21 protein-coding genes are annotated in these 24,499 nt (G+C 62.7%); 17 read left to right on the top strand and 4 right to left on the bottom strand.

Annotated features, from left to right (window positions below; all coding sequences use genetic code 11):
- The first annotated feature begins 97 nt into the window (after window positions 1–97).
- Entirely contained in the window at window positions 98–1,981 is a 1,884-nt protein-coding gene (locus tag ACW9HX_RS26135; protein ID WP_457382808.1) for a TonB-dependent receptor domain-containing protein, read from the top strand.
- Between the two features lie 70 nt (window positions 1,982–2,051).
- Here ACW9HX_RS26135 and ACW9HX_RS26140 read toward each other — a convergent pair whose 3' ends face one another.
- Window positions 2,052–2,951, bottom strand: a complete 900-nt coding sequence (locus tag ACW9HX_RS26140; RefSeq protein WP_457382809.1) for an energy transducer TonB — start codon at window positions 2,949–2,951, stop codon at window positions 2,052–2,054.
- A 107-nt stretch (window positions 2,952–3,058) separates the two neighbouring features.
- Entirely contained in the window at window positions 3,059–4,009 is a 951-nt protein-coding gene (gene gshB, locus ACW9HX_RS26145; RefSeq protein WP_457382810.1) for a glutathione synthase, read from the bottom strand.
- A gap of 225 nt (window positions 4,010–4,234) precedes the next feature.
- On the opposite strand from gshB, the gene pilG reads away from it, so the two are divergent.
- The 15 genes from pilG (at window position 4,235) to madM (ending at window position 21,652) form a co-directional block, all read left to right on the top strand.
- Window positions 4,235–4,639 carry a twitching motility response regulator PilG gene (gene pilG / locus ACW9HX_RS26150; RefSeq protein ID WP_096817626.1) on the top strand — a complete coding sequence of 135 codons (405 nt, stop codon included), beginning with the start codon at window positions 4,235–4,237 and terminating at the stop codon, window positions 4,637–4,639.
- 60 nt (window positions 4,640–4,699) lie between these two features.
- Window positions 4,700–5,065, top strand: coding sequence for a twitching motility response regulator PilH (gene pilH / locus ACW9HX_RS26155; protein WP_020295795.1), 366 nt, complete (start codon window positions 4,700–4,702; stop codon window positions 5,063–5,065).
- A gap of 10 nt (window positions 5,066–5,075) precedes the next feature.
- Complete coding sequence (locus tag ACW9HX_RS26160; RefSeq protein WP_457382811.1) at window positions 5,076–5,615, top strand: chemotaxis protein CheW; 540 nt, start codon at window positions 5,076–5,078, stop codon at window positions 5,613–5,615.
- 13 nt (window positions 5,616–5,628) lie between these two features.
- On the top strand, window positions 5,629–7,689 hold the full coding sequence (locus ACW9HX_RS26165; protein ID WP_457382812.1) for a methyl-accepting chemotaxis protein: 2,061 nt from the start codon (window positions 5,629–5,631) through the stop codon (window positions 7,687–7,689).
- Window positions 7,690–7,724: 35 nt separating this feature from the next.
- The gene (locus ACW9HX_RS26170; protein WP_457382813.1) at window positions 7,725–13,631 is read left to right on the top strand and encodes an Hpt domain-containing protein; all 5,907 of its coding nucleotides are present in this window, start codon (window positions 7,725–7,727) and stop codon (window positions 13,629–13,631) included.
- On the top strand, window positions 13,624–14,091 hold the full coding sequence (locus tag ACW9HX_RS26175; RefSeq protein ID WP_102619704.1) for a chemotaxis protein CheW: 468 nt from the start codon (window positions 13,624–13,626) through the stop codon (window positions 14,089–14,091). Before ACW9HX_RS26170 ends, ACW9HX_RS26175 begins: the two co-directional genes overlap by 8 nt.
- A 315-nt stretch (window positions 14,092–14,406) precedes the next feature.
- The gene (gene mdcA, locus ACW9HX_RS26180; RefSeq protein ID WP_457382814.1) at window positions 14,407–16,077 is read left to right on the top strand and encodes a malonate decarboxylase subunit alpha; all 1,671 of its coding nucleotides are present in this window, start codon (window positions 14,407–14,409) and stop codon (window positions 16,075–16,077) included.
- Complete coding sequence (locus tag ACW9HX_RS26185; protein WP_457382815.1) at window positions 16,077–16,949, top strand: triphosphoribosyl-dephospho-CoA synthase; 873 nt, start codon at window positions 16,077–16,079, stop codon at window positions 16,947–16,949. Before mdcA ends, ACW9HX_RS26185 begins: the two co-directional genes overlap by 1 nt.
- A complete protein-coding gene (locus ACW9HX_RS26190; protein ID WP_003229075.1) occupies window positions 16,949–17,248 on the top strand; it encodes a malonate decarboxylase subunit delta in 300 nt (99 codons plus the stop codon). The genes ACW9HX_RS26185 and ACW9HX_RS26190 overlap by 1 nt, the downstream gene beginning before the upstream one ends.
- Window positions 17,241–18,092 carry a biotin-independent malonate decarboxylase subunit beta gene (locus ACW9HX_RS26195; RefSeq protein WP_457382816.1) on the top strand — a complete coding sequence of 284 codons (852 nt, stop codon included), beginning with the start codon at window positions 17,241–17,243 and terminating at the stop codon, window positions 18,090–18,092. The genes ACW9HX_RS26190 and ACW9HX_RS26195 overlap by 8 nt, the downstream gene beginning before the upstream one ends.
- Window positions 18,089–18,874 carry a biotin-independent malonate decarboxylase subunit gamma gene (gene mdcE, locus ACW9HX_RS26200; protein ID WP_457382817.1) on the top strand — a complete coding sequence of 262 codons (786 nt, stop codon included), beginning with the start codon at window positions 18,089–18,091 and terminating at the stop codon, window positions 18,872–18,874. Before ACW9HX_RS26195 ends, mdcE begins: the two co-directional genes overlap by 4 nt.
- Window positions 18,868–19,488: a malonate decarboxylase holo-ACP synthase gene (locus tag ACW9HX_RS26205; RefSeq protein ID WP_457382818.1), complete on the top strand. Its 621-nt coding sequence runs from the start codon at window positions 18,868–18,870 to the stop codon at window positions 19,486–19,488. The genes mdcE and ACW9HX_RS26205 overlap by 7 nt, the downstream gene beginning before the upstream one ends.
- Window positions 19,485–20,405, top strand: coding sequence for a malonate decarboxylase subunit epsilon (gene mdcH / locus ACW9HX_RS26210; RefSeq protein WP_457382819.1), 921 nt, complete (start codon window positions 19,485–19,487; stop codon window positions 20,403–20,405). The genes ACW9HX_RS26205 and mdcH overlap by 4 nt, the downstream gene beginning before the upstream one ends.
- Before the next feature lie 64 nt (window positions 20,406–20,469).
- Window positions 20,470–20,886, top strand: a complete 417-nt coding sequence (gene madL / locus ACW9HX_RS26215) for a malonate transporter subunit MadL (RefSeq protein WP_085709094.1) — start codon at window positions 20,470–20,472, stop codon at window positions 20,884–20,886.
- Between the two features lies 1 nt (window position 20,887).
- A complete protein-coding gene (gene madM / locus ACW9HX_RS26220) occupies window positions 20,888–21,652 on the top strand; it encodes a malonate transporter subunit MadM (protein WP_457382820.1) in 765 nt (254 codons plus the stop codon).
- Between the two features lie 196 nt (window positions 21,653–21,848).
- Here the strand turns inward: madM and ACW9HX_RS26225 are convergent, their stop codons facing one another.
- Window positions 21,849–22,769 (bottom strand): LysR family transcriptional regulator, encoded by a 921-nt coding sequence (locus tag ACW9HX_RS26225; protein ID WP_457382821.1) that lies wholly within the window; start codon window positions 22,767–22,769, stop codon window positions 21,849–21,851.
- A 142-nt stretch (window positions 22,770–22,911) separates the two neighbouring features.
- Between ACW9HX_RS26225 and trhA the strand changes: the two genes are divergently transcribed.
- Window positions 22,912–23,529 (top strand): PAQR family membrane homeostasis protein TrhA, encoded by a 618-nt coding sequence (trhA, locus tag ACW9HX_RS26230; RefSeq protein ID WP_007953311.1) that lies wholly within the window; start codon window positions 22,912–22,914, stop codon window positions 23,527–23,529.
- 157 nt (window positions 23,530–23,686) lie between these two features.
- Here the strand turns inward: trhA and ACW9HX_RS26235 are convergent, their stop codons facing one another.
- The gene (locus tag ACW9HX_RS26235) at window positions 23,687–24,406 is read right to left on the bottom strand and encodes a 16S rRNA (uracil(1498)-N(3))-methyltransferase (protein ID WP_457382822.1); all 720 of its coding nucleotides are present in this window, start codon (window positions 24,404–24,406) and stop codon (window positions 23,687–23,689) included.
- Between the last annotated feature and the right edge of the window lie 93 nt (window positions 24,407–24,499).

Here is a 24,499-nt window from a genome sequence, read left to right on the forward strand (position 1 = left end):
GGATCAGTCGATAATGAGTTGACTGACACACCGCCTTCGCGAGCAAGCCCGCTCCCACATTTGATTTGTGTACACCTGAAAGACCTACGGAATACCGATGAACCTCTCGCGCCTCGCCCTGCCCCTTCTCCTGCTGCCAACTGCCAATACCCTCGCCGACACCTTCGAACGCGATCAGGCCCTGAAGCTGCCGGACACGCTGATCAGCGCCAACCGCCAGGTAGAAGCACGCAACGACAGCAGCGCCGCCAACACCGTGTTCACCCGCGAAGACATCGAACGCCTGCAACCGAGCAGCGTCACCGATCTGCTGCTACGGGTACCGGGCGTGCAAGTGGCGCAAACCGGCGGGCGCGGCAGTCTGCCGGGGATCTACATTCGCGGCACGCAGTCGGCGCAGAGCCTGGTGCTGGTCGACGGCCAGCGCATCGGCAACTCGACGTCCGGCGACAGCAACCTGCAACACCTCAACATCGAGCAGATCGAACGCGTCGAAGTACTGCGCGGGTCGCGTTCGGTGATCTACGGCAGTGACGCGATTGGCGGGGTGATTCAGATTTTCACCCGGCGCGGCGGCGAACAAGGCTTGCAGCAGCGGATGCATGTCGGATTCGGCAGCAACCAGACCTGGGAACGCAGTGTCGGCCTGTCCGGTGGCGATGAGAAAACCCGCTTCAACCTCGGCGCCAGCCTTGATGAAACCGCTGGCATCGACCGCACCCACGAGTCTTATCCCAGCGACAGTGACCACGACGCCTACCGCAACAAATCCATCAGCCTGAGCCTCAGCCATGCGCTGACCGATGATGTCGAAGTCGGCGCCAACCTGCTGGATAACCGGGGTAAAAGCGAATTCGACAACCCGTTCGGGCGCTTTGACCCGATCACCTTCGATTCGGTCCAGCAACAGCCCTACAGCGATTTCACCGTCAGCAGTTTGAGCAGCTACATCGACGCGCGGATCAACGAGCGCTGGAAATCGCGCCTGGAACTCGGACACAGCGAAAACCGCGAGAAGACGCTCGACAAGCTCAGCGACGAACGCTCGGTGTTCAACACCTACCGCGACTCGGTGACCTGGCAGAACGACCTGACCCTCGATGCACGCAACAGCCTGATCCTCGGTGGCGACTGGTATGAAGACCGGGTCAACAGCAGCACCGCGTTCGACGAGGACAGCCGCTGGAACCGAGCCGCTTTCATCCAGCATCGCTTCCAGGCCGACAGCTTCTCCACCGAACTCGGCCTGCGCCGTGACGACAATCAGCAGTTCGGCGGGCAGAACAGCTGGAGCGGCACGCTGACATTGCCGGTCAACCCGGACAACGACCTGCTTCTCAGCTACAGCGAAGGTTTCCGCGCACCGACCTTCAACGACCTGTACTACCCGGACTTCAGCAACCCTGATCTGAAACCGGAAACCTCGAAAAGCTACGAGCTGCAATGGCGCAGCCAGTTAAGCGACAGCAGCCGCCTCGAAGCGTCGCTGTATCGGACAGACCTGGAAGACGCGATTATCTTCGGCAGCAACTCACGCCCGGAAAACGTCGCTTCGGCGCGGATCAATGGCTTCGAAGCAGCCCTGAAACAGGAACTGCTTGGCTGGCAGAGCAACCTTGGCGTGGCGATCATCGATCCCCGCGACCGCGACACCGGCCACACCCTGGCGCGACGGGCCCGTCGCACCTTGAGCTGGGATCTGGATCGACAATTCGACCGCCTCGGCCTCGGCGCCAGTTGGCAGGCCGTCAGCAGCAGCTATGACGACCTGAAAAATCAGCAACCACTGGGTGGTTATGCGCTGCTCGGACTGCGCAGCAGCTGGGCGCTGAACCGTGAGATCAAGCTGGATTTCAAGGTGGATAACCTGCTGGACAAAGGTTACAGCCGGGCGCTGTACAGCCATGACGGCAGTCAGTATGGCTATCGCGAAGAAGGTCGGGCGTTCATGTTCGGGGTGACCTGGACGCCGCAACTCTGATCCAGAATTTGCGCTGCATTGACTGACCTCTTCGCGAGCAAGCCCGCTCCCACAGGGGGTCTGCGGTGTGTCAGTTGCTCGAGAGCTTGTCACCGCGAGCGAATTTCCAGGTGCGGATGATTTCCAGTCGGTCGATGTCCGACAGATCCCCGGTAAACGGTGCAAAAGGTGCTGCCAGACGAACGATGCGCTGCGCTGCCTGATCCAGCAGCGGCTGGCCGGAGGATTCCAGCACCAGCACCTCATACAGCGAGCCGTCGCGGTTGATCGACACCATCAGGCGCAGATTGCCGTAGATCTGTTGGCGACGGGCTTCGTCGGGGTAATTGAGGTTGCCGATGCGCTCGACCTTCTTGCGCCATTCGTCCTTGTACCAGGCGCCCTTGTCGCGCATGGTCGAGGCCGCGCTCAGGCGGTGGATGCGCGGGCGCTTGGCGTACAGCTGTTGTTCGTTGGCCAGTTCGGCTTCGAGGCTGGCGATGTCGCTGGAGAGCTGCGAGCTGTCGAAAGTCGGGGCGTCGACCGTCGGTTTGGTCTCGGTCTTGGCTTCTTCTTTCTTGGTCGGCGCCTTTTTCGGTTTCGGTGCGACGGTGGTTACCGCAGCCTTGGGCGCGGCTTCCTGCACTTGCGGCTTGGCGGCCGGTGGCGGGGTGACCTTCTTGACCTGATTGTCCTGGAACGGCGCAACCTCGGTGGTTTTGGGGATCGCCTTTTTGTCGAGCGTGCCGCTGCCTTCCTGGTTTTCCTGGGCGAGGAAATCAGCCTTCTTGGGCTTGGTTTCGCTCTTGAAGGTGGCGAGGGTGATTTCCAGGGTTTTGCTGATCTGCTTGGGCTCGACCATGGTGAAACCCACGCCGAGCAGCAGCGCCAAATGGATCAGCGCCGCGAGAAACAGGGTAAATCCGAGGCGATCGACCGGGCGCACGCCGCGGTGGGCGAGTTCAGCAGGCAGATCGGACGGGAGGGTCATGACAAGAAAACCAACATCGCGTTTTTCAGAGGCTGCGCATGATAACGCAATGTTGGTTTCACGCCTTGGGCTTCAAGCATCAAGCGACAGGCTGCATGTGACAGACATCAAGCTTGCAGCTTTTTCTCGATGGCATCCATCAGCAGGCCGCCGATGTCGGTGCCGAACGCATTGTCGATCTCGCGGATGCAGGTCGGGCTGGTGACGTTGATTTCGGTCAGGTGCTCACCGATCACGTCCAGGCCGACGAACAGCAGGCCCTTCGCGCGCAAGGTCGGGCCGACCTGAGCAGCGATCCAGCGATCCTTGTCGGTCAACGGACGGGCTTCGCCACGGCCGCCGGCGGCGAGGTTGCCACGGGTTTCGCCCTGGGCCGGAATCCGCGCCAGGCAGTAATCCACCGCCTCGCCGTCGATCATCAGGATGCGCTTGTCGCCGTCCTTGATTGCCGGCAGGTACGCCTGGCCCATGATCTGCTGGGTGCCGAGGGCGGTCAGGGTTTCCAGAATCACCGACAGGTTCGGATCGCCGGCGCGATGACGGAAGATCGAGGTGCCACCCATGCCGTCCAGCGGCTTGAGGATCACGTCGCCATGCTTGGCGGCGAATTCACGCAGCACGTCGGCGCGGCGGCTGACCACGGTCGGCGGGGTGCACTGCGGGAACAGGGTGGCGAACAGCTTTTCGTTGCAGTCGCGCAGGCTCTGCGGCTTGTTGACCACCAGCACGCCAGCGGCTTCGGCCTGTTCGAGCAGGTAGGTGGAGTAGACGAACTCCATGTCGAACGGCGGATCCTTGCGCATCAGGATCACGTTCAGATCGCTGAGCAGCGAATCCTGCTCGGCGCCCAGTTCAAACCATTTTTCCGGGTTGGCGAAGACTTTCAGCGGCTTCATCCGCGCCCGTGCCTGACCTTCGCCCTGATAAAGGTCCTGCTGTTCCATATAGAACAGTTCCCAGCCGCGCTTCTGCGCCGCCAGCAGCATGGCCAGCGAGCTATCCTTTTTATAGGAAATGCTGGCGATTGGGTCCATGACTATCCCGACGCGAACGCTCATTGGGTTTTCCTCGAAAATTGGCTACCGGATCGGTATGAAAAAAGTGCCGCCAGAGTGGCTCCGGGCGGGTTTTCGGTCAAGGAAAAACCCGTCGATAGATTGGATCAGGAGACTGTGCTAAAAAGGCTGCCATATCGTGCTGGCCCTTAAGCATCAAGGGTTTCCGGCCATTACGCATCGCAAAACGGACAAATTGATTCGCAAAGGCGACGGTAGAGCCCCCTTATGGAACAGCAGTCCAGCGCCTTGAAGGTCATGGTGATCGACGACTCGAAAACGATTCGTCGCACCGCCGAGACCCTGTTGAAAAATGCAGGGTGCGAAGTCATCACGGCGATCGACGGTTTCGACGCCCTGGCGAAGATCGCCGACAACCACCCCGGGATCATTTTTGTCGACATCATGATGCCGCGTCTGGATGGTTATCAGACCTGCGCTTTAATCAAGAACAACAGTGCTTTCAAGGCAACGCCGGTGATCATGCTGTCGTCCCGCGACGGGCTGTTCGACAAGGCCAAGGGGCGGATTGTCGGTTCCGATCAATTTTTGACCAAGCCTTTCAGCAAGGAAGAACTGCTCGACGCGATTGCGGCCCATGTCCCGGGCTTTACCGCTGATTTGCCGCAGTAAGACACGCACAGTGACACTCGGCCAGCGGGCCCGGTGTCGACAAGAAAAATGGGGAAGACCATGGCACGTATTCTGATCGTCGATGATTCGCCGACTGAAATGTACAAACTGACCGGCATGCTGGAAAAGCACGGCCACGAAGTGTTGAAAGCCGAAAACGGCGCCGACGGCGTGGCCCTGGCCCGTCAGGAAAAACCCGACGCGGTGCTGATGGACATCGTCATGCCCGGCCTCAACGGTTTTCAGGCGACCCGCCAACTGACCAAGGACGCTGAAACCAGCCACATTCCGGTCATCATCATCACGACCAAGGATCAGGAAACCGACAAGGTCTGGGGCACTCGCCAGGGCGCCAAGGATTACCTGACCAAACCGGTCGACGAAGAAACGCTGATCAAGACCCTGAACAACGTGCTGGCCGGTTGATCGCGCCGCCATGAGCGAGTCGCTGACCGCGTTCGAACTGTTGTGGCAGATCGACCAGCGCTGTCGTCTGCTGGCGGCGGACCTGCCGTCGCAACCGGCGCGCCAGGATCGCTGGAGCGGTATCGGCTTTCGTCTGGGCGAGCACTGGTATGTCGCGCCGATGGGCGAGGTCAGCGAAGTGCTGCCCGAACCGCGCTTCACCCAATTGCCGGGCGTCAAACCGTGGGTCAAGGGCGTTGCCAATCTGCGCGGGCGCTTGTTGCCGATCCTGGACCTGTGCGGCTTCTTCGGCCATGAGCTGTCACCCATGCGCAAGCAGCGGCGGGTCTTGGTGGTAGAGCATCAGGACGTTTTTGCCGGTGTGCTGGTCGATGAGGTCTTCGGTCTGCAGCACTTCGATCAGGACAGCTTCGAACCCGTCTCGATCCGTAAACGGCAAGGCTCCAAGGGCGAGTTCGTCAAAGGGTATTTCCGGCGCGAGCAGAACTGGCGAGTGTTCAGCCTGTTTGCGCTGGCGCAGTCACCGAGTTTCATGCACGTCGCGGTTTAACAGGCGAGGACCGATGATCAAAGCAAAAACCAGCAAGCCCGCAGAAGGCTCGCGCAGCCGCTCGCAGATCATCGTGCTGTTCATCGCGCTGATCGTGTTCATCATGCTGCTGTTCGCCAACTTCGCTTACCTCAACACCCAGGCCAATTACGACAAGCAGTACATCGGCCATGCCGGTGAGTTGCGGGTGCTGTCGCAGCGGATCGCCAAGAACGCCACCGAAGCGGCGGCCGGCAAATCGGCCGCGTTCAAGCTGCTCAGCGATGCGCGCAACGATTTCGCCCAGCGCTGGGGTTATCTGAAGAAGGGCGACCCGGCCACCGGCCTGCCGCCGGCACCGTCCACTGTTCGCCCGGAAATGCGCGCCGTGCAGCTGGACTGGGAACGCCTGCTGAAAAACACCGACGCCATACTGTCCAGCGAACAGACTGTACTGTCCCTGCATCAGGTTGCCGCGACCCTGGCCGAAACCGTGCCGCAGTTGCAGATCGAATACGAAAAAGTCGTCGAGATCCTCCTGCAACGCGGTGCCCCGGCGGCGCAGGTGGCGATGGCCCAGCGTCAGTCGCTGCTGGCCGAGCGGATCCTCGGCGCGGTCAACACCGTGCTTTCCGGCGACGAAAACTCGCAACAGGCGGCCGATGCCTTCGGTCGTGATGCCGCGCGTTTCGGTCAGGTGCTCAATGGCATGCTGCAAGGCAACCCGACACTCAAGATCAGCCAGGTCGAGGACCGCGACGCCCGCGCTCGCTTGAGCGAGATTTCCGAGCTGTTCCAGTTCGTCTCGGGCTCGGTGGATGAAATCCTCGAAACCTCGCCGGAGCTGTTCAAGGTCCGCGAGTCCGCCACCAATATCTTCAGCCTGTCGCAGACCCTGCTCGACGAAGCCTCGCACCTGGCCACCGGTTTCGAGAACCTCGCCGGCGGGCGCAACACCGACACCATCGGCGGCTACGTGCTGGGTCTGTTGGCGCTGGCGTCGATCATCCTGATCGGCATGGTCATGGTCCGGGAAACCAACCGTCAGTTACGCGAAACCGCCGAGAAGAACGAACGCAACCAGAACGCAATCATGCGTCTGCTGGACGAGATCGAAGACCTCGCCGACGGCGACCTGACTGTGACCGCCTCGGTGACCGAAGACTTTACCGGGACCATCGCCGACTCGATCAACTATTCCGTCGACCAGTTGCGCGATCTGGTGGCGACCATCAACCTCACCGCCGGCCAGGTTGCCGCAGCGGTGCAGGAAACCCAGGCCACCGCCATGCACTTGGCCCAGGCCTCGGAGCATCAGGCCCAGCAGATTTCCGAAGCGTCGACCGCGATCAACGACATGGCCCAGTCCATCGATCAGGTGTCGGCCAACGCCGCCGAGTCCTCGGCGGTGGCCGAGCGCTCGGTGGAAATCGCCAACAAGGGCAACGAGGTGGTGCACAACACCATCCACGGCATGGACAACATCCGCGAGCAAATCCAGGACACCGCCAAACGCATCAAGCGCCTGGGCGAGTCGTCCCAGGAGATCGGCGACATCGTCAGCCTGATCGACGACATTGCCGACCAGACCAACATCCTCGCCCTTAACGCGGCGATTCAGGCCTCGATGGCCGGTGACGCCGGGCGCGGTTTTGCCGTGGTTGCCGACGAAGTACAACGGCTGGCCGAACGTTCGTCTGCTGCGACCCGGCAGATCGAGACACTGGTACGGGCGATCCAGACCGACACCAACGAAGCCGTGATTTCCATGGAACAGACCACCACCGAAGTGGTGCGCGGCGCGCGGCTGGCGCAGGATGCCGGTGTGGCCCTGGAAGAAATCGAAGGCGTGTCCAAGACGCTTGCGGCGCTGATCCAGAGCATTTCCAACGCGGCGCAGCAGCAGACGTCTTCGGCCGGGCAGATTTCCCTGACGATGAACGTGATCCAGCAGATCACCTCGCAGACCTCGTCCGGCTCCACGGCCACCGCCGAAAGCATCGGCAACCTGGCGAAAATGGCCAGCCAGTTGCGGCGTTCGGTGTCCGGGTTCACCTTGCCGGCGGCGGCAGCGCCCGCCACGGACAAGGCGTGAGGCCTGCGGGCGAGTTCATGTCGAGCGGAGTGGTTATGGGTGACCGGCACGACTACGTGGCCCTCGAATGGGTCAAGGGTGAAATTGCCGAAACGCTGAGGCAGGCGCATCAGGCCATCGAAGCCGTGCTCGACGATCCGCAGTCGGTGCCCGGGCTGGACGAGTGCCTGGTGTGCATCCATCAGGTCCACGGCAGTTTGCAGATGGTCGAGTTCTACGGCGCGGCATTGCTCGCCGAAGAGATGGAGCATCTGGTCGAAGCCTTGCAGAACGATCGCGTCAGCCACCGCGACGAAGCCTTGCACCTGCTGTTGCAGGCCTTCGGCCAATTGCCGATCTATCTCGACCGCGTGCAAGGCGCCCGCCGTGACTTGCCGCTGGTGGTGCTGCCGCTGATCAACGATCTACGCAGCGCCCGGGGCGAAAGCCTGTTGTCCGAGACCAGCCTGTTCAGCCCGCAATTGCCCGAGCTGCCGCCGCTGAGCCCGGAAGCGTTGGCCCTGCTGGAACCGGCGGATCTGCCCAATGTGTTGCGCAAGTTGCGGCAGATGCTGCAGATGGCGCTGGTGGGCTTGCTCCGCGAACAGGACGACCAGACCCACCTCGGTTACCTGAGCAAAGTCTTCACCCGCCTCGAAGCCTTGAGCGGCGAGGCCCCGCTGAGCCCGTTGTGGCAGGTCGCTTCGGCACTGGTCGAAGGCATGCGTGAAGGCCGAATCGCCAACAGCCCGGCCCTGCGCAGCCTGTTCAAGGACGCCGACAAGGAACTCAAGCGTCTGCTCGAGCAAGGCATGGCCGGCCTTAATCAGCCACCGCCGCCCGAGCTGTTCAAAAGCCTGCTGTTCTATATTGCCAAAGCCGAACATCCCACCGGGCAGATGCTGACCATGAAAGATCGCTACTCCCTGGACGACGCGTTGCCCGACAGCGCGATGGTCGACGAAGAACGCGCGCGCCTGGCCGGGCCCGACCGCGATGCGATGCGCTCGGTGCTCGCGGCGTTGTGCGAAGAGCTGGTGCGGGTCAAGGAGCGCCTCGACCTGTTCGTGCGCAGCGACCGCCAGCACACCTCGGATCTGGACAGCCTGCTGGCGCCGCTGCGGCAGATCGCCGACACCCTCGCGGTGCTCGGTTTCGGCCAGCCGCGCAAAGTCATCATCGATCAACTGGCGGTGGTGCTCAGCCTCGCTCAGGGCCAGCGCGAACCGAACGACGCCACGCTGATGGACGTCGCCGGCGCCTTGCTTTACGTCGAGGCGACGCTGGCCGGAATGGTCGGCACGGTGGAACCGGAGAGCCCGGAAGACTCGCGCCTGCCGACCACCGACCTGACGCAGATCCATCAGATCGTGATCAAGGAAGCGCGCATCTGCCTGCAACAGGCCAAGGACATGATTGTCGACTACATCGACGCCGACTGGGACCGCCAGCAACTGCAACCGCTGCCGGCGCTGCTGACCCAGGTGCGCGGTGCGCTGGCGATGATTCCGTTGACGCGTGCGGCGAGCCTGCTGGAGGCCTGTAACGGTTTCATCCGCGAGCATCTGCTGCTCGATCCTCACGAACCGGGCTGGCAGCAACTGGACAACCTCGCCGATGTCATCACCAGCCTCGAGTATTACCTCGAACGCCTCACCGATGACCCGCAGGCGCCGAGCGAGCAGCTGCTCGATATCGCGCAGAAAAGCCTCGCCAGCCTCGGCTACTTTCCTGACGAGCCGCCCAGCGAACAACGGGTGCCGCTGCTCGACGACGTGCTCAGCCCCAGCGAAGCGCTGGTGATGCAGGACCTGCAGGAACTCGATGACCCGGACATCGTGCAGTCGCTGGCCGATGTGCTGGCCAGCCCGGTGTCGGCGGTCAACCCGCCGGCGCTGACCACACCCGGCAGTCTGCTGCCGCCACCGGCCGATGAAGAGCCGGTGGATGACGAGTTGCGTGAAGTGTTCCTCGAAGAGACCGAGGAAGTGCTCGACGTGCTGCGCGAATACCTGCCGCGCTGGACCGCCGATCCGCAGGATCGCGCAGCCTTGAGTGAACTGCGTCGAGCGTTCCACACCCTGAAAGGCAGCGGGCGCATGGTCCGTGCGCTGGTGCTCGGCGAATTGGCCTGGGCGGTGGAAAACCTGCTCAACCGCGTGCTGGAACACAGCGTCGAACCGGGCCCGGCAGTGCAGCAATTGCTGGCCGACACGTTGTTGTTGCTGCCGGATCTGATTGCCGAATTCGCCATCAACCATCAGCGCCAGCGTCAGGATGTCGATCAACTGGCAGCGCGGGCTCACGCCCTGGCCAAGGGCGACACGCCGCTGCCAGCCGAAGACGTGGAAGACGTCGCGGCGCTCGATCCACTGTTGCTGGAGATTTTCCGCAACGAAGCCGAAACCCACCTCGCCAGCCTCAACCGCTTTCTCGATCAGGCCGCCGAACACGTGCCGTTGCAGGCCAGCGATGAATTGCAGCGAGCGCTGCACACCCTCAAGGGCAGCGCGTCGATGGCCGGCGTATTGCCGATCGCCGAACTGGCGGCGCCGCTGGACAAACTGGCCCGGGAATTCAAGGCCCACCAACTGGCGCTGGACCTCGACGAAGTGGAGTTGTTGCTGGAAGCCGAGGGCTTGTTCCGTGTCGGTCTGCGCCAGCTCAAGCATGATCCGCTGGCACCGATTGTCGGCGCGCAATCGCTGATCAAACGCACCGAAACCCTGCTGGGCGAACGCCTCGAATCCATCCTCAATGCGCCGAGCAGCAGCCTCAGGGTCAAGCGCGATCCGCAACTGATCAACAACTTCCTGGCCCAGGGCATGGATATCCTGCTCGACGCTGAAAACCTCTTGCAGCGCTGGCAGCAGCACCCCGGCGAACGCCAGGAACTCAGCGCGTTGCTGGATGAACTGACGACCCTCGGCGAGGGCGCGCACCTGGCGGATCTATTGCCGGTGGATGTGTTATGCGAAGCCTTGCTCGACCTGTATGGCGCTGTGGAAGAAAGCAGCCTGGCGGTCAGCGAGCGGTTTTTTCATGAGGCGCAGCAGGCCCACGAAGCACTGATCAACATGCTCGACGAACTGGCCGCCGGCCAGGAAATCACCCCGCAACCCCAGCGTATCCGTGCGCTGCACGAACTGCTCGACGAAAGCCTCGACCCGTCGGCCATGGGCCTGATTCGCAGCGATGGCAGTCGCACCCTGAGCATTTCCGAGCTGGGCAGCGCCACTGCCGAACTGCAAAAAAGCGCCACCGGGATCGCCCCGGATGACGAGATCGTCGAGATATTCCTCGAAGAGGCGGTGGACATTCTCGACAGCGCCGGGCAAGCCTTGCAACGCTGGCTGAACGACCCGGAAAACGGCGCCCCGCTGTCGTCGCTGCAACGGGATCTGCACACGCTCAAGGGCGGTGCGCGAATGGCCGAGGTCGAGGCCGTGGGCGACCTGGCCCAGGAGCTGGAAAACCTTTACGAAGGTCTGGTGGATCGCCGCTACAACTACAGCGAAGCCCTGGGTCAGTTGCTGCTGCAAAGCCATGACCGCTTGGCCTTGTTCCTCGATCAATTGCACGACCATCAGCCGCTTGAACCGGCGCAGGATCTGATCGACGCCATCCGCCAGTTCCGTCAGGGCCAGGCCGGCAGTTCGGAGACGCCGCCACCCGCCGCCCGTCATGACGGCTCGGGGCACGACCCGGAGCTGCTGGAAATCTTCCTCGAAGAAGGTTTCGACATCATCGAAAACTCCGGCGCCGCGCTGCTGCGCTGGCAGGCCGAACCCGGCAGCCGCCAGGAAGTGGAAACCCTGCTGCGCGACCTGCACACCCTCAAGGGCGGCGCGCGGATGGTAGAGATCGGCCCGATTGGCGACCTCGCCCATGAGCTGGAATACCTTTACGAAAGCCTATCCTCCGGCACCCTGCAGGGCAGCGCCGAACTGTTTGCCCTGTTGCAGCGCGGTCATGACCGACTGGCGCAGATGCTCGACGCTGTGCGCGCCGGTCAGCCGTGCCCGCCGGCGGATCGACTGATCAGCGCGATTCAGAATTTCAGCCACCCGGTGACTGTAGAGACGCCTGCGCCCATGCTGCCGACGGCGGTGAAGAGCGAGCCCGCCGCCGAGGCCGGCGCGGATATGGTCAAGGTCTCCGCCGAATTGCTCGATGACCTGGTCAACCTCGCGGGCGAAACCTCGATTTTCCGTGGCCGGATCGAGCAGCAGGTCAGCGATGCGCAGACCGCCCTGAACGAGATGGAAACCACCATCGAGCGTATGCGTGACCAGTTGCGCCGGCTCGACACCGAAACCCAGGGGCGGATTCTCAGCCGTCAGCAAGTGGACGCCGAACGCCTGGGCTACGAAGAATTCGATCCACTGGAAATGGATCGCCATTCGCAATTGCAACAGTTGTCCCGGGCCTTGTTCGAATCCGCTTCCGACCTGCTCGACCTCAAGGAAACCCTCGACCGCCGCACCCACGACGCCGAGAACCTGCTGCAACAGCAAGGCCGGATCAACACCGAATTGCAGGAAGGTCTGATGCGCACGCGCATGGTGCCGTTCGAGCGCATGTTGCCACGCCTCAAACGCATCGTCCGTCAGGTCGCCGAAGAACTGAACAAAGACGTGGCGTTCACCGTCGGCAACGCCGAAGGCGAGATGGACCGCAACGTCCTCGAACGCATGGCCGCGCCGCTGGAACACATGCTGCGCAACGCCGTCGACCATGGTCTGGAGCCGGCCGACGTGCGGCTGGCGGCGGGTAAACCGGCCCAGGGACAGATCAGCCTCGACCTGTCCCGCGAGGGCGGCGACATTGTTTTCGACATCCGCGATGATGGCGCCGGCGTGCCGCTGGACGCCGTGCGACGCAAGGCGATCAAGCGCGGTCTGCTGGCGCCGAACGCGGAAATCAGCGACCGCGAAGTGTTGCAGTTCATCCTCCAGCCGGGCTTTTCCACTGCCGAGAAAATCACCCAGATTTCCGGGCGCGGCGTGGGCATGGACGTGGTCCACGAAGAAGTGCGGCAACTGGGCGGCACCATGAGCATTGACTCGGTGCCGGGGCAGGGCGTGCATTTTCGCATTCGCCTGCCGTTCACCGTGTCGGTCAACCGAGCGCTGATGGTGCAGTGCGGTGAAGATCAGTATGCGATTCCACTGAACACCATCGACGGCATCGTTCGCGTCTTGCCGAGCGAACTGGACGGGCATTTCCGTCACGATCCACCACGCTACGAATATGGCGGCCAGCGCTATGAACTGTGTTATCTGGGCGAGCTGCTGAAAACCGCGCCACGGCCGAAACTGATCGGCCAGAGCCTGCCGCTGCCGGTACTTCTCGTGCAGTGCAACGAGCGGCACATCGCGGTGCAGGTCGACGCCATGGCCGGCACCCGCGAGATCGTGGTCAAGAGCCTCGGCCCGCAATTCGCGGCGGTGCAGGGTGTGTCCGGGGCGACGATCCTCGGCGATGGCCGGGTGGTGCTGATCCTTGATTTGCTGGCGCCGATCCGCGCGATGCAGGCACGGTTGCCACAGCGTCCGGCCAGCCACGAAATCGAAAGCGAACCGCAGAAGCCGCTGCTGGTGATGGTGGTCGATGACTCGGTCACCGTGCGCAAGGTCACCAGCCGTCTGCTCGAACGCCACGGCATGAACGTGCTGACTGCCAAGGACGGAGTCGATGCGATGCTGTTGCTGGAAGAGCACATGCCCGACCTGATGCTGCTCGACATCGAAATGCCGCGCATGGACGGCTTCGAAGTAGCGACCCAGGTGCGCCACGACGAGCGCCTGCAACACCTGCCGATCATCATGATCACCTCGCGCACCGGCCAGAAACACCGCGACCGCGCCATGGCCATCGGCGTCAACGATTACCTCGGCAAGCCGTACCAGGAATCGGTGCTGCTCGAAAGCATTGCCCTGTGGAGCAAAAAACATGCATGAGCGGCGTCATAACCAACGTAGCAGCCAACTCACCGGGTTGCTGCTGCCGCTGGCCGATCGCAATTTGATCCTGCCTAACGTCGCTGTCGCCGAGCTGATCGACTACCAGTCCAGCGCCTTCGATCTCGATACACCGCCGTGGTATCTCGGTCGGGTGACCTGGCGCGAACGGCAGATTCCGCTGCTGAGTTTCGAGTCGGCGTGCGGCAACAAGATCGTCATCGGCGAACGGGCACGGATCGTCATCCTCAACGCCCTCGGCGGATTGCCGACGCTGCGTTTCATTGCCTTGCTGGTGCAGGGGATTCCGCGCTCGTACAAGCTCGATAGCCAGTTGAGTTATGTCGACGTGCCGTTGTGTGCGCTGGAGCAGGCGGCGGTGCAGGTCGGGGAGCAGGTGGCGAAGGTGCCGGATTTGTTGGCGCTGGAGAAGTTGTTGGTGGATGCCGGACTGGTTTGAGTCCGCTTGAGTTTTGTGTTGCTCCCATTCCCCTCACCCCAGCCCTCTCCCGGAGGGAGAGGGGGCCGACCGAAGGGTCTTACGCTATACATCGACCTGAAAAACCGATTCGATTATGGATTCGGTAAAGAACTATCAAGTCGGCATATTTCTTGAGCATCCCCGTATCAGTCCCCTCTCCCTCCGGGAGAGGGTTAGGGTGAGGGCGCTCTTGATCGTTACTCCAAGCGTAATGATTCACCGCCGCGCTTGATTGATGCCCCCCACCCGACACTCCTAAGGTAGCTCCACGACAGCGAACCCCGTGGAGTGAGCATGACAACAACAATTTCCCCCGACTCGCGCTGGACGCGGCGGCGCGACGAGAAGCAGCGGCGCCTCGACAAGGTGCGCGGGCTGGCCGACGGTGCGGTGTTGCCCACCGACAAGATCGTCGCGGCGCTTGAAGCGCTGATACTGCCCGGCGATCGTGTGGTGCTGGAGGGCAACAACCAGAAGCAGGCGGATTTCCTTTCCCGTGCGCTGGCCAAGGCTGATCCTGAAAAGCTCCACGACCTGCACATGATCATGCCCAGTGTCGGCCGCTCCGAGCATCTGGACCTGTTCGAACGCGGCATCGCCCGCAAGCTCGATTTCTCCTTCGCCGGAACCCAGAGCCTGCGCATCAGCCAGTTGCTCGAAGACGGCCTGCTGGAAATCGGCGCGATCCACACCTACATCGAACTCTACGCCCGGCTGGTGGTGGACCTGATCCCCAACGTCGTGCTCTCGGCCGGATTCATGGCCGACCGTGCCGGCAACATCTACACCGGTCCGAGCACCGAAGACACCCCGGCGCTGATCGAGCCGGCGGCGTTCAGCGACGGCATCGTCATCGTCCAGGTCAATCAACTGGTGGACGACGTCAGCGAACTGCCCCGGGTGGATATTCCGGCGTCATGGGTTGATTTCGTGGTGGTGGCCGACAAGCCGTTCTACATCGAACCGCTGTTCACCCGCGACCCGCGCCACATCAAGCCTGTGCACGTGCTGATGGCGATGATGGCGATCCGCGGGATCTACGAAAAACACAACGTGCAGTCGCTGAACCACGGCATCGGTTTCAACACCGCCGCCATCGAACTGATCCTGCCGACCTACGGCGAATCCCTCGGCCTCAAGGGCAAGATCTGCCGCAACTGGACCCTCAATCCGCACCCGACGCTGATCCCGGCGATTGAAAGCGGCTGGGTCGAAAGCGTGCACTGCTTCGGCACCGAACTGGGCATGGAAAACTACATCGCCGCTCGCCCCGATGTGTTCTTCACCGGCCGCGACGGCTCGCTGCGTTCCAACCGGATGTTCTGCCAACTGGCCGGGCAGTACGCGGTGGACCTGTTCATCGGCGCTACCCTGCAAGTCGATGGCGATGGCCATTCTTCAACAGTTACCCGAGGCCGCCTCGCCGGCTTCGGCGGCGCACCGAACATGGGCCACGACCCGCGCGGTCGCCGTCACGGTACCCCGGCGTGGCTCGATATGCGTCACGACGATGCGCAGCAACCGATGCTCGAACGCGGCAAGAAACTCGTGGTGCAGATGGTCGAGACCTTCCAGGAGGGCGGCAAACCGACCTTCGTCGAAACTCTCGATGCGGTAGAAGTGGCGAAGAAAAGCGGCATGCCGCTGGCGCCGATCATGATCTACGGCGACGACGTCACCCACCTGCTCACCGAAGAAGGCATCGCCTACCTGTACAAGGCGCGCTCGCTGGAAGAGCGTCAGGCGATGATCGCTGCGGTGGCCGGGGTTACCGCCATTGGCTTGCGCCACAACCCGAAAGACACCGAACGCATGCGCCGCGAAGGCCTGATCGCCTTGCCCGAAGACCTCGGCATCCGCCGCACCGACGCCACCCGCGAACTGCTCGCGGCGAAGAGCGTGGCCGATCTGGTCGAGTGGTCCGGCGGCCTCTACAACCCGCCCGCCAAGTTCAGGAGCTGGTAATGCACGCACTCAACCTGCAACCGAAAACCATCACCCTCGCCGAACGGCTGGCGGACCTGGCAGTGGACGCGCTGATCGACGAAGCCGACCTGTCGCCGAAACCGGCGTTGGTCGATCGTCGTGGCAACGGTGCGCACACCGATCTGCACCTGGGCTTGATGCACGCCTCGGCGCTGGCGTTGTGGCCGGCGTTCAAGGAAATGGCCGAGGCCGCGCTCGAGTTCGGCGGGATCGACTTGCCGCTGCGCGAAGCCATTGGCCGTATCGGGCGGGAAGGCGAGCAAGCGATGCTCGCCACCACCAACGGCGTGAACACCCATCGCGGAGCGATCTGGGCGCTGGGCCTGCTGGTCACGGCCGCTGCGCTGGATACGAAGTCCACCGGCCCCGGCGCCGTCACCCTGCGCGCCGCACGTCTGGCGCTGCTCGATGACCGTTATGCGCCGCGCCCGCTGAGTCACGGCGCCCAGGTTGCCCAGCGCTACGGCGCTCGCGGTGCCCGGGAAGAAGCGCAACTCGGCTTTCCGTCGGTGGTGCAACGTGGTTTGCCGCAGCTCAAGCGCAGCCGCGCCGCCGGCCATGGCGAGCAGAACGCCCGGCTCGATGCCTTGCTGGCGATCATGACCGACCTCGCCGACACCTGCGTGCTGTACCGGGCCGGCGAATCGGGCCTGCACGCGATGCAGCACGGCGCCCAAGCGGTGCTCGACGCCGGTGGCAGCGCCAGCCTCACCGGTCGCCGCCGCCTGCACGAACTGGATCAACAACTCATCGCATTGAATGCCTCGCCCGGTGGCGCCGCCGACTTGCTCGCCGCCACGCTGTTGCTCGACAGGATCGAGCGCGACGGCATCCTTCAGGGAGCGTTTTGATGGAAACCTTATCCTTTGAATTCCCCGCCGGGCAGCCGCCACGCGGTCGGGCACTGGTCGGTTGTGTCGGCTCCGGCGATCTGGAAGTGCTGATCGAGCCGGGCCTGGCCGGCAAGCTCACGATCAACGTGCAGACTTCGGTCAACGGTGCGCAGCAGCGCTGGCAACATCTGTTCGCGCGGATGTTCGATGGCACCACGCCGCCGGCGATGGCCATCGATATCCACGATTTCGGCGCGACCCCGGGCGTGGTGCGCCTGCGCCTGGAACAAGGCTTCGAGGAGATCGGCCATGACTGACACCTCAGCGCTTCTGCACAAACATTCGTTCGTCGAACTCGGCGCACGGCAGCGGGCGAAAGCCTTGCTCGACGCTGGCACTTTCCGCGAACTGCTCGACCCGTTCCAACGCGTCATGTCGCCATGGCTGGAACGTCAGGGTGTCGTGCCGCAGGCCGATGACGGCGTGGTGATCGCCAAGGGCAGCCTCAACGGTTTGCCGGTGGTGATTGCCGCCATCGAAGGCGCGTTTCAGGGCGGCAGCCTCGGTGAAGTCGGCGGCGCGAAGATTGCCGGCGCACTGGAACTGGCCGCCGAGGACAACCGCAAAGGCATCCCGACCCGCGCCATCCTGCTGCTGGAAACCGGCGGCGTGCGCTTGCAGGAAGCCAACCTCGGCCTGGCGGCGATTGCCGACATTCACGCGGCGATTGTCGATCTGCAGCAATACCAACCCGTGGTCGGCGTGGTGGCCGGCAGCGTCGGTTGCTTTGGTGGGATGTCGATTGCCGCCGCCCTGTGCAGCTACTTGCTGGTGACCCAGGAAGCACGCCTCGGTTTGAACGGCCCGCAGGTGATCGAGCAGGAAGCCGGAATCGAGGAATACGACTCCCGCGACCGGCCCTTTATCTGGAGCCTGACCGGTGGCGAGCAACGTTTCGCCAGTGGCCTGGTGGATCGCTATGTCGCCGATGACGTGGCGCAGATTCGCCAACAGGTCAGCGAGTTGCTGCAACAAGGTTTGCCAGCGCAACCGCGCAGCCAGCGGGCCGAATGGTTCCTGCAACGCCTGGCGAGCCTGGACACTGACAAGCAAATCGAGCCTTCGGTGGTTCGCGATCTGTATCAAGGAGAGCGCTCATGAGCGGTTATTCCGTGCGCGGTTTGAACTGGTTCAACGCCTTGAGCGCTGGCGCGAATGCCGTTGAGGGTTTGCCGTCATCGTTGAAGGTCGCCGACGGGGCACTCGGGCGCTTTATCGCGGTGGTCGCCGATCCGCAAAACCGTTTCCCTCGCGCTCGCAACGGCGAAGTCGGTTTGCTCGAAGGCTGGGGCCTGGCCAAAGCGGTGGATGATGCGATCAGCGCCGACCGTGACAAAACGCAAAAGCGTCCCTTGATCGCCATCGTCGACGTACCGAGCCAGGCCTATGGTCGCCGCGAAGAAGCCCTCGGCATTCATCAGGCTTTGGCCGGTGCGGCGGACGCTTACGCCCGTGCGCGGCTGGCCGGGCATCCGGTGATTGCACTGCTGGTGGGCAAGGCCATGTCGGGGGCGTTTCTGGCCCACGGTTATCAGGCCAACCGCTTGATCGCCCTGCGCGATCCGGGGGTGATGGTGCACGCGATGGGCAAGGCGTCGGCGGCGCGGGTGACCTTGCGCAGCGTCGAAGAACTTGAGGCGCTGGCGTCCAGCGTGCCGCCGATGGCTTATGACATCGACAGCTACGCCAGCCTCGGATTGCTTTGGGAAACCCTGTCGGTGCAGCAGATCGAACAGCCGACGGCGGAAGATCTGGCGCGAGTAAGCGAATGCCTGAAGCAAGCCATCAGCGATATTTCGGCGACTGATCTGAGCAATCGTCTCGGCGCGAAAAATCGCGAAGCCTCCAGCCGCGTACGTGAATTGCTGAGGGCGCAGTGGTGAACAGCGTTCTCGCCCACGACTTGCTGTGGGGCATGACGCCGGCGCAGCTGCCGGCGGATGCGCCGCAGTGGGCTATTGAGTCGCTGGCTGCCGGGCAACCTGTGGTGGTGCGGCGAGCGTTGAGTGAAGAGGGATTGGTGGCGGTGGGCGTGCGCGGTCGCTTGCGCGAGCAGCGGCTGGCGGCGTTCATGGCGATCGATTCGATTGCCTGTCGGGTCAGCCCGGAAGCGCTTTGTCATGTCGAGAGCGAGCGTGATCTGCCGGTCATGCAGGCGCTCCGACAACTGCGGCCGGTGCTGGATGATTGCGGTTGGATCTGGGGCGTCAGTGGCAGTGCCGGGTTTGAATTGGCGAGCGGGTTTGCGGCCATGCACGAGGCCAGTGATCTCGACCTGATCCTGCGTACACCGCAACTCATCACCCGTAATCAGGCGAGTAAATTGGTCGCGGTTTTCGATCAGGCGATTTGTCGGGTGGATATGCAATTGCAGACGCCGCTAGGTGCCGTTGCCCTGCGCGAATGGGCCGGGAATGCGTCGCGGGTGCTGCTGAAAAGCGCCCATGAAGCCTGTCTTGTCAGCGATCCGTGGAACCTGCAGGGGCAAGCAGCGTGAGCAGCCTGCTGGTGTTTCCCGGTCAGGGCGCGCAGCAGCCCGGCATGCTCCAGCGTTTGTCTCGGGAAACGCTGATCGAGGCCAGCGATAGCCTCGGTGAGGATGTCTTGCGGCTGGATTCCAGCGAAGCGCTGCGCAGCACCCGGGCGGTTCAACTCTGCCTGCTGATCGCCGGCGTCGCAGCCTCGCGGCAGTTGTTGCAGGGCGAACTCACCGCAGATTACGTCGCTGGTCTGTCCATCGGTGCCTACCCGGCAGCGGTGGTCGCCGGAGCGCTGAGCTTCAGCGATGCGCTGCATCTGGTCAGTCTGCGCGGCGAGTTGATGCAGCAGGCTTATCCACAGGGCTTCGGCATGACTGCGATCATCGGCCTGCAATTGTCCACAGTCGAAACGCTGCTGGCGCAGGTGCACGGCGCAGAGACACCGGTGTACCTGGCCAACATCAACGCCGATAACCAGGTTGTGATTGCCGGCAGCGACAAGGCAATGCAAGCGGTTGCCGAGCTGGCGCGCAGTCGTGGCGCCGGGCTGGCGAAGCGTCTCGCGGTCAGCGTGCCGTCGCACTGTCCGTTTCTGGATAAGCCTGCGCAAATCCTCGCCGAAGCGTTCGGCAAGGTCGAACTGAAAACACCGAACATCGCTTACCTGAGCGGCAGTCGCGCAAGGCCTGTGACGAAGGTCGAAGCCCTGCGCGACGACCTCGCCTTCAACATGTGCCGCGTGGTGGACTGGCGCGGCACCGTGCAAAGCGCCTACGAGCGCGGCGTGCGGTTACAAATCGAACTGCCGCCCGGTGCGGTGCTGACCGGGCTGGCGCGCCGGGTGTTCGAACAGGGGACTGTCACTGCCTTCGACAGTGCCCGGCTCGACACCTTGCAGGCGCTGTTGCGTGAAGAGGAGGGCCGACGACCCTAAATCACCGACTCAGGCTTCGAACAACAAAAACAACATTCGACGATGCACTTTGAGGACTACAACAATGATTATTTACGGTGTGGCGCTGCTGGCGATCTGTACGCTGGCAGGGGTGATCATGGGTGACCTGCTTGGCGTGTTGCTGGGGGTCAAATCCAACGTCGGCGGGGTCGGCATCGCCATGATCCTGTTGATCTGCGCCCGGTTGTGGATGCAGAAACGCGGCGGCATGACCAAGGATTGCGAGATGGGCGTCGGCTTCTGGGGCGCCATGTACATTCCGGTGGTGGTTGCGATGGCGGCACAGCAGAACGTTGTCACCGCCCTGCATGGCGGCCCGGTGGCGGTGCTGGCGGCAATCGGTTCGGTGGTGGTCTGTGGTTGCACCATTGCGCTGATCAGCCGTACCCACAAGGGCGAACCGTTGCCCGACGAACCGGCGGAAGTCTCCCCGGTCGGCACGCCCGTAGGAGGTCGCTGACATGTGGGATCTCATTGAAAAAGGTCTGGAACACAACGGTCTGGTCACCGCGTTCGCCTTCGTCGGCGTGATCATGTGGGTGTCGGTGATTCTCTCCAAACGCCTGACGTTCGGGCGGATTCACGGCTCGGCGATTGCCATTGTCATCGGTCTGGTGCTGGCCTGGGTTGGCGGCACCATGACCGGCGGGCAGAAGGGCCTGGCGGATCTTTCGCTGTTCTCCGGCATCGGCCTGATGGGCGGCGCGATGCTGCGGGACTTTGCCATCGTTGCTACGGCTTTCGAGGTCCAGGCGACCGAGGCGAAAAAGGCCGGGTTGATTGGCGTGATTGCGCTGCTGCTGGGCACGATCCTGCCGTTCATTGTCGGTGCGAGCATGGCCTGGGCATTCGGTTATCGCGATGCGGTGAGCATGACCACCATCGGCGCGGGGGCGGTGACTTACATCGTCGGCCCGGTGACCGGCGCGGCGATTGGCGCGACCTCGGATGTGATGGCGCTGTCGATTGCCACCGGGTTGATCAAGGCAATTCTGGTGATGGTCGGCACGCCCGTGGCGGCGCGCTGGATGGGCCTGGATAACCCGCGCTCGGCGATGGTGTTTGGCGGGTTGGCCGGGACGGTGAGTGGTGTGACGGCAGGGTTGGCGGCGACGGATCGGCGGTTGGTGCCTTATGGGGCGTTGACGGCTACGTTTCACACTGGGCTTGGTTGCTTGCTGGGGCCATCGCTGCTGTTCTTCATCGTCCGCGGGATTGTGGGCTGAAAGTCAAAAGCTCCCCCCTCACCCCAGCCCTCTCCCCCAAGGGGGCGAGGGGGAAAGGGAGCAGATCGGGGACTTTTCAAATCTAAGTTCGACTCAGACATTCCAGGTCGATGTATCAAGCCCAAACACCTCGGTCAGTCCCCTCTCCCTCCGGGAGAGGGCTAGGGTGAGGGGGTAGTTTTTGATCTGCTTTTACTTACACACCACCTTGGCGATTCGCATACATCCGACACTCCGCCAACAACGCCAGCAAATTCGGATCCCGCTCTTTAGCCTTCAAAAACACCACCCCGATGTGCTGCTGCAGCCGGTACTTTTCCTGCAACGGAATCAGCTTCACCCGGTTCTCGTACACCGCCGCAATCCTCCCCGGCAGCAACGCATAACCGACCCCGGAGCTGACCATGCTCAGCAGGGTGAAGATATCGTTGACCTGCATCGCCACCTTCGGCTCGAACCCCGCCTGCCGGAACACCCGAATACCGTCCTGATGGGTGGCAAAGCCTTGCGTGAGGGTGATGAAGGTTTCGTCGCGCACCTCCGCCAGATCCACTTCGCTGCGTTGGGCGAAGCGGGAATCGGCCGGGGTGGCGAGGAAGATGTCGTCGGAAAACAGCGGAATCTGCTCGCAGTCCGGGTCGTTGACGCTGTCGTCCAGGGATACGAGGATCGCGTCGACTTCCATGTTTTTCAGCTTGTAGAGCAGGTCGATGTTCGAGCCGAGGATCAGGTCGATGTTGAGTTCGCTGCGGCGGATCTTCAGGCCCATGATCAGCTGCGGCACGGTTTTCACCGTCAGTGAATACAGCGAGCCGAGCTTGAAACGCTCTGCCGAGAACCCGGCGGCTTCGCGGGTCAGACGCACGCTTTCGACCACGTCCTGAATCAGCTTCTGCGCCCGCTCTTCGAGCACGTAGGCGCTTTCCAGCGGTGTCAGGTTGCGTCCTTCGTGCTTGAACAACGGGCAGCGCAGGGCGCTTTCCAGCGAATGAATCGCGCGGTGCACGCTGACGTTGCTGGTCTGCAACTCGGCGGCGGCACGGGCGAGATTGCCGGTGCGCATGAAGGCGAGGAACACCTCGAGTTTCTTCAGGGTCAATTCTTCGTCGATCAGCATGGCGCGGACTCTTCTTGGTATCGGTCGATTGTGCCCAAATATCAGGACAGGCGCAGGCCCGCGTTGAACGGAAACATTGCGCTTTTACGCTCAAGGCCCGAGCCTTGCGCGCTGCGGTAAATGAAATCGAGGTGTGCGACACATGTATCACGGAGAAAAACTGAACGCCTGGACGCATCTGGTCGGGGCGATAGCGGCGTTTGTCGGGGGCGTCTGGATGCTGGTGATTGCCAGCCTCGACGGCAGCCCGTGGAAGATCGTCAGCGTGGCGATTTACGCCTTTACGTTGTTGGTGCTCTACAGCGCATCCACCGTGTACCACAGCGTGCGCGGGCGCAAGAAAGCGATCATGAAGAAGGTCGATCACTTTTCGATCTACCTGCTGATCGCCGGCAGTTACACGCCGTTCTGTCTGGTGACCCTGCGCGGGCCGTGGGGCTGGACGTTGTTCGGGATTGTCTGGGGGCTGGCGTTGATCGGCATCCTGCAAGAGATCAAGCCGCGCTCCGAGGCGCGGATCCTGTCGATCGTGATCTATGCGGTGATGGGCTGGATCGTGCTGGTGGCGGTCAAGCCGCTGATTGCGGCGCTGGGTACGGCGGGGTTTGCCTGGCTGGCGTCGGGCGGCGTGCTGTACACCGTGGGGATTATTTTCTTTGCCCTCGATCACCGGTTGCGGCATGCGCACGGGATCTGGCATTTGTTTGTGATCGCCGGGAGCCTGCTGCACTTTGTGGCGATTCTGTTTTATGTCTTGTGAATGCAATTCTGGTGGGAGGGGGCTTGCTCCCGAGATCTTTGTTGAATGACAAGCCGCATTCGCGAGCAAGCCCGCTCCCACACTGGATCTTTGATGTTCACAAAGTGTGTGTTCACTGGCGATCTACTGTGGGAGCGGGCTTGCTCGCGAAGAGGCCCTAGAAGTCACCCCACAACTGCTGGGCCACCGCCAGCGCCACAACCGGCGCGGTCTCGGTGCGCAGCACGCGCGGGCCGAGGCGGGCGGCGTGGAAACCGTTGGCCTTGGCTTGCTCGACTTCGGCGTCGGACAAGCCGCCTTCAGGACCAATCAGGAAGGCCAAGGTCGACGGTTTGGCATGGCTGACCAGTGGCTCGGCCACCGGGTGCAAGACCAGTTTCAGCTCGGCCTCGGTCTGCTTCAGCCAGTCGGCCAGCAACACCGGCGGATGAATCACCGGTACCCGCGAACGACCGCATTGCTCGCAAGCGCTGATCGCCACTTGGCGCCAGTGCAGCAGGCGTTTGTCGGCGCGTTCATCCTTGAGGCGGACTTCGCAGCGTTCGCTGAAGATCGGGGTGATTTCGTTGACGCCCAGTTCGGTGGCTTTCTGGATCGCCCAGTCCATCCGCTCGCCCCGGGACAGGCCCTGGCCGAGATGGATCTGCAGCGGCGATTCAACCTGGCCGGCAAGCTGCTCGTCGATCTGCACTACCACGCGTTTCTTGCCGACCTCCACCAGTGATCCGCGAAACTCGTGGCCGGAGCCGTCGAACAGCTGCACCGCATCGCCCTCGGCCATGCGCAGCACGCGGCTGATGTAGTGCGCCTGGGCTTCCGGCAGTTCGTGTTCGCCGGTGCTCAGCGGGGCGTCGATAAAGAAGCGGGACAGTCTCATTTCGGGTCTCTGGAAAGATGTGAATCAGTTAAAACGGTGTCGACTTCATTCGCGAGCAAGCCCGCTCCCACAGGGAAATGCATTCCAAATGTG

The organism is Pseudomonas sp. SDO52101_S400, from assembly GCF_054071635.1.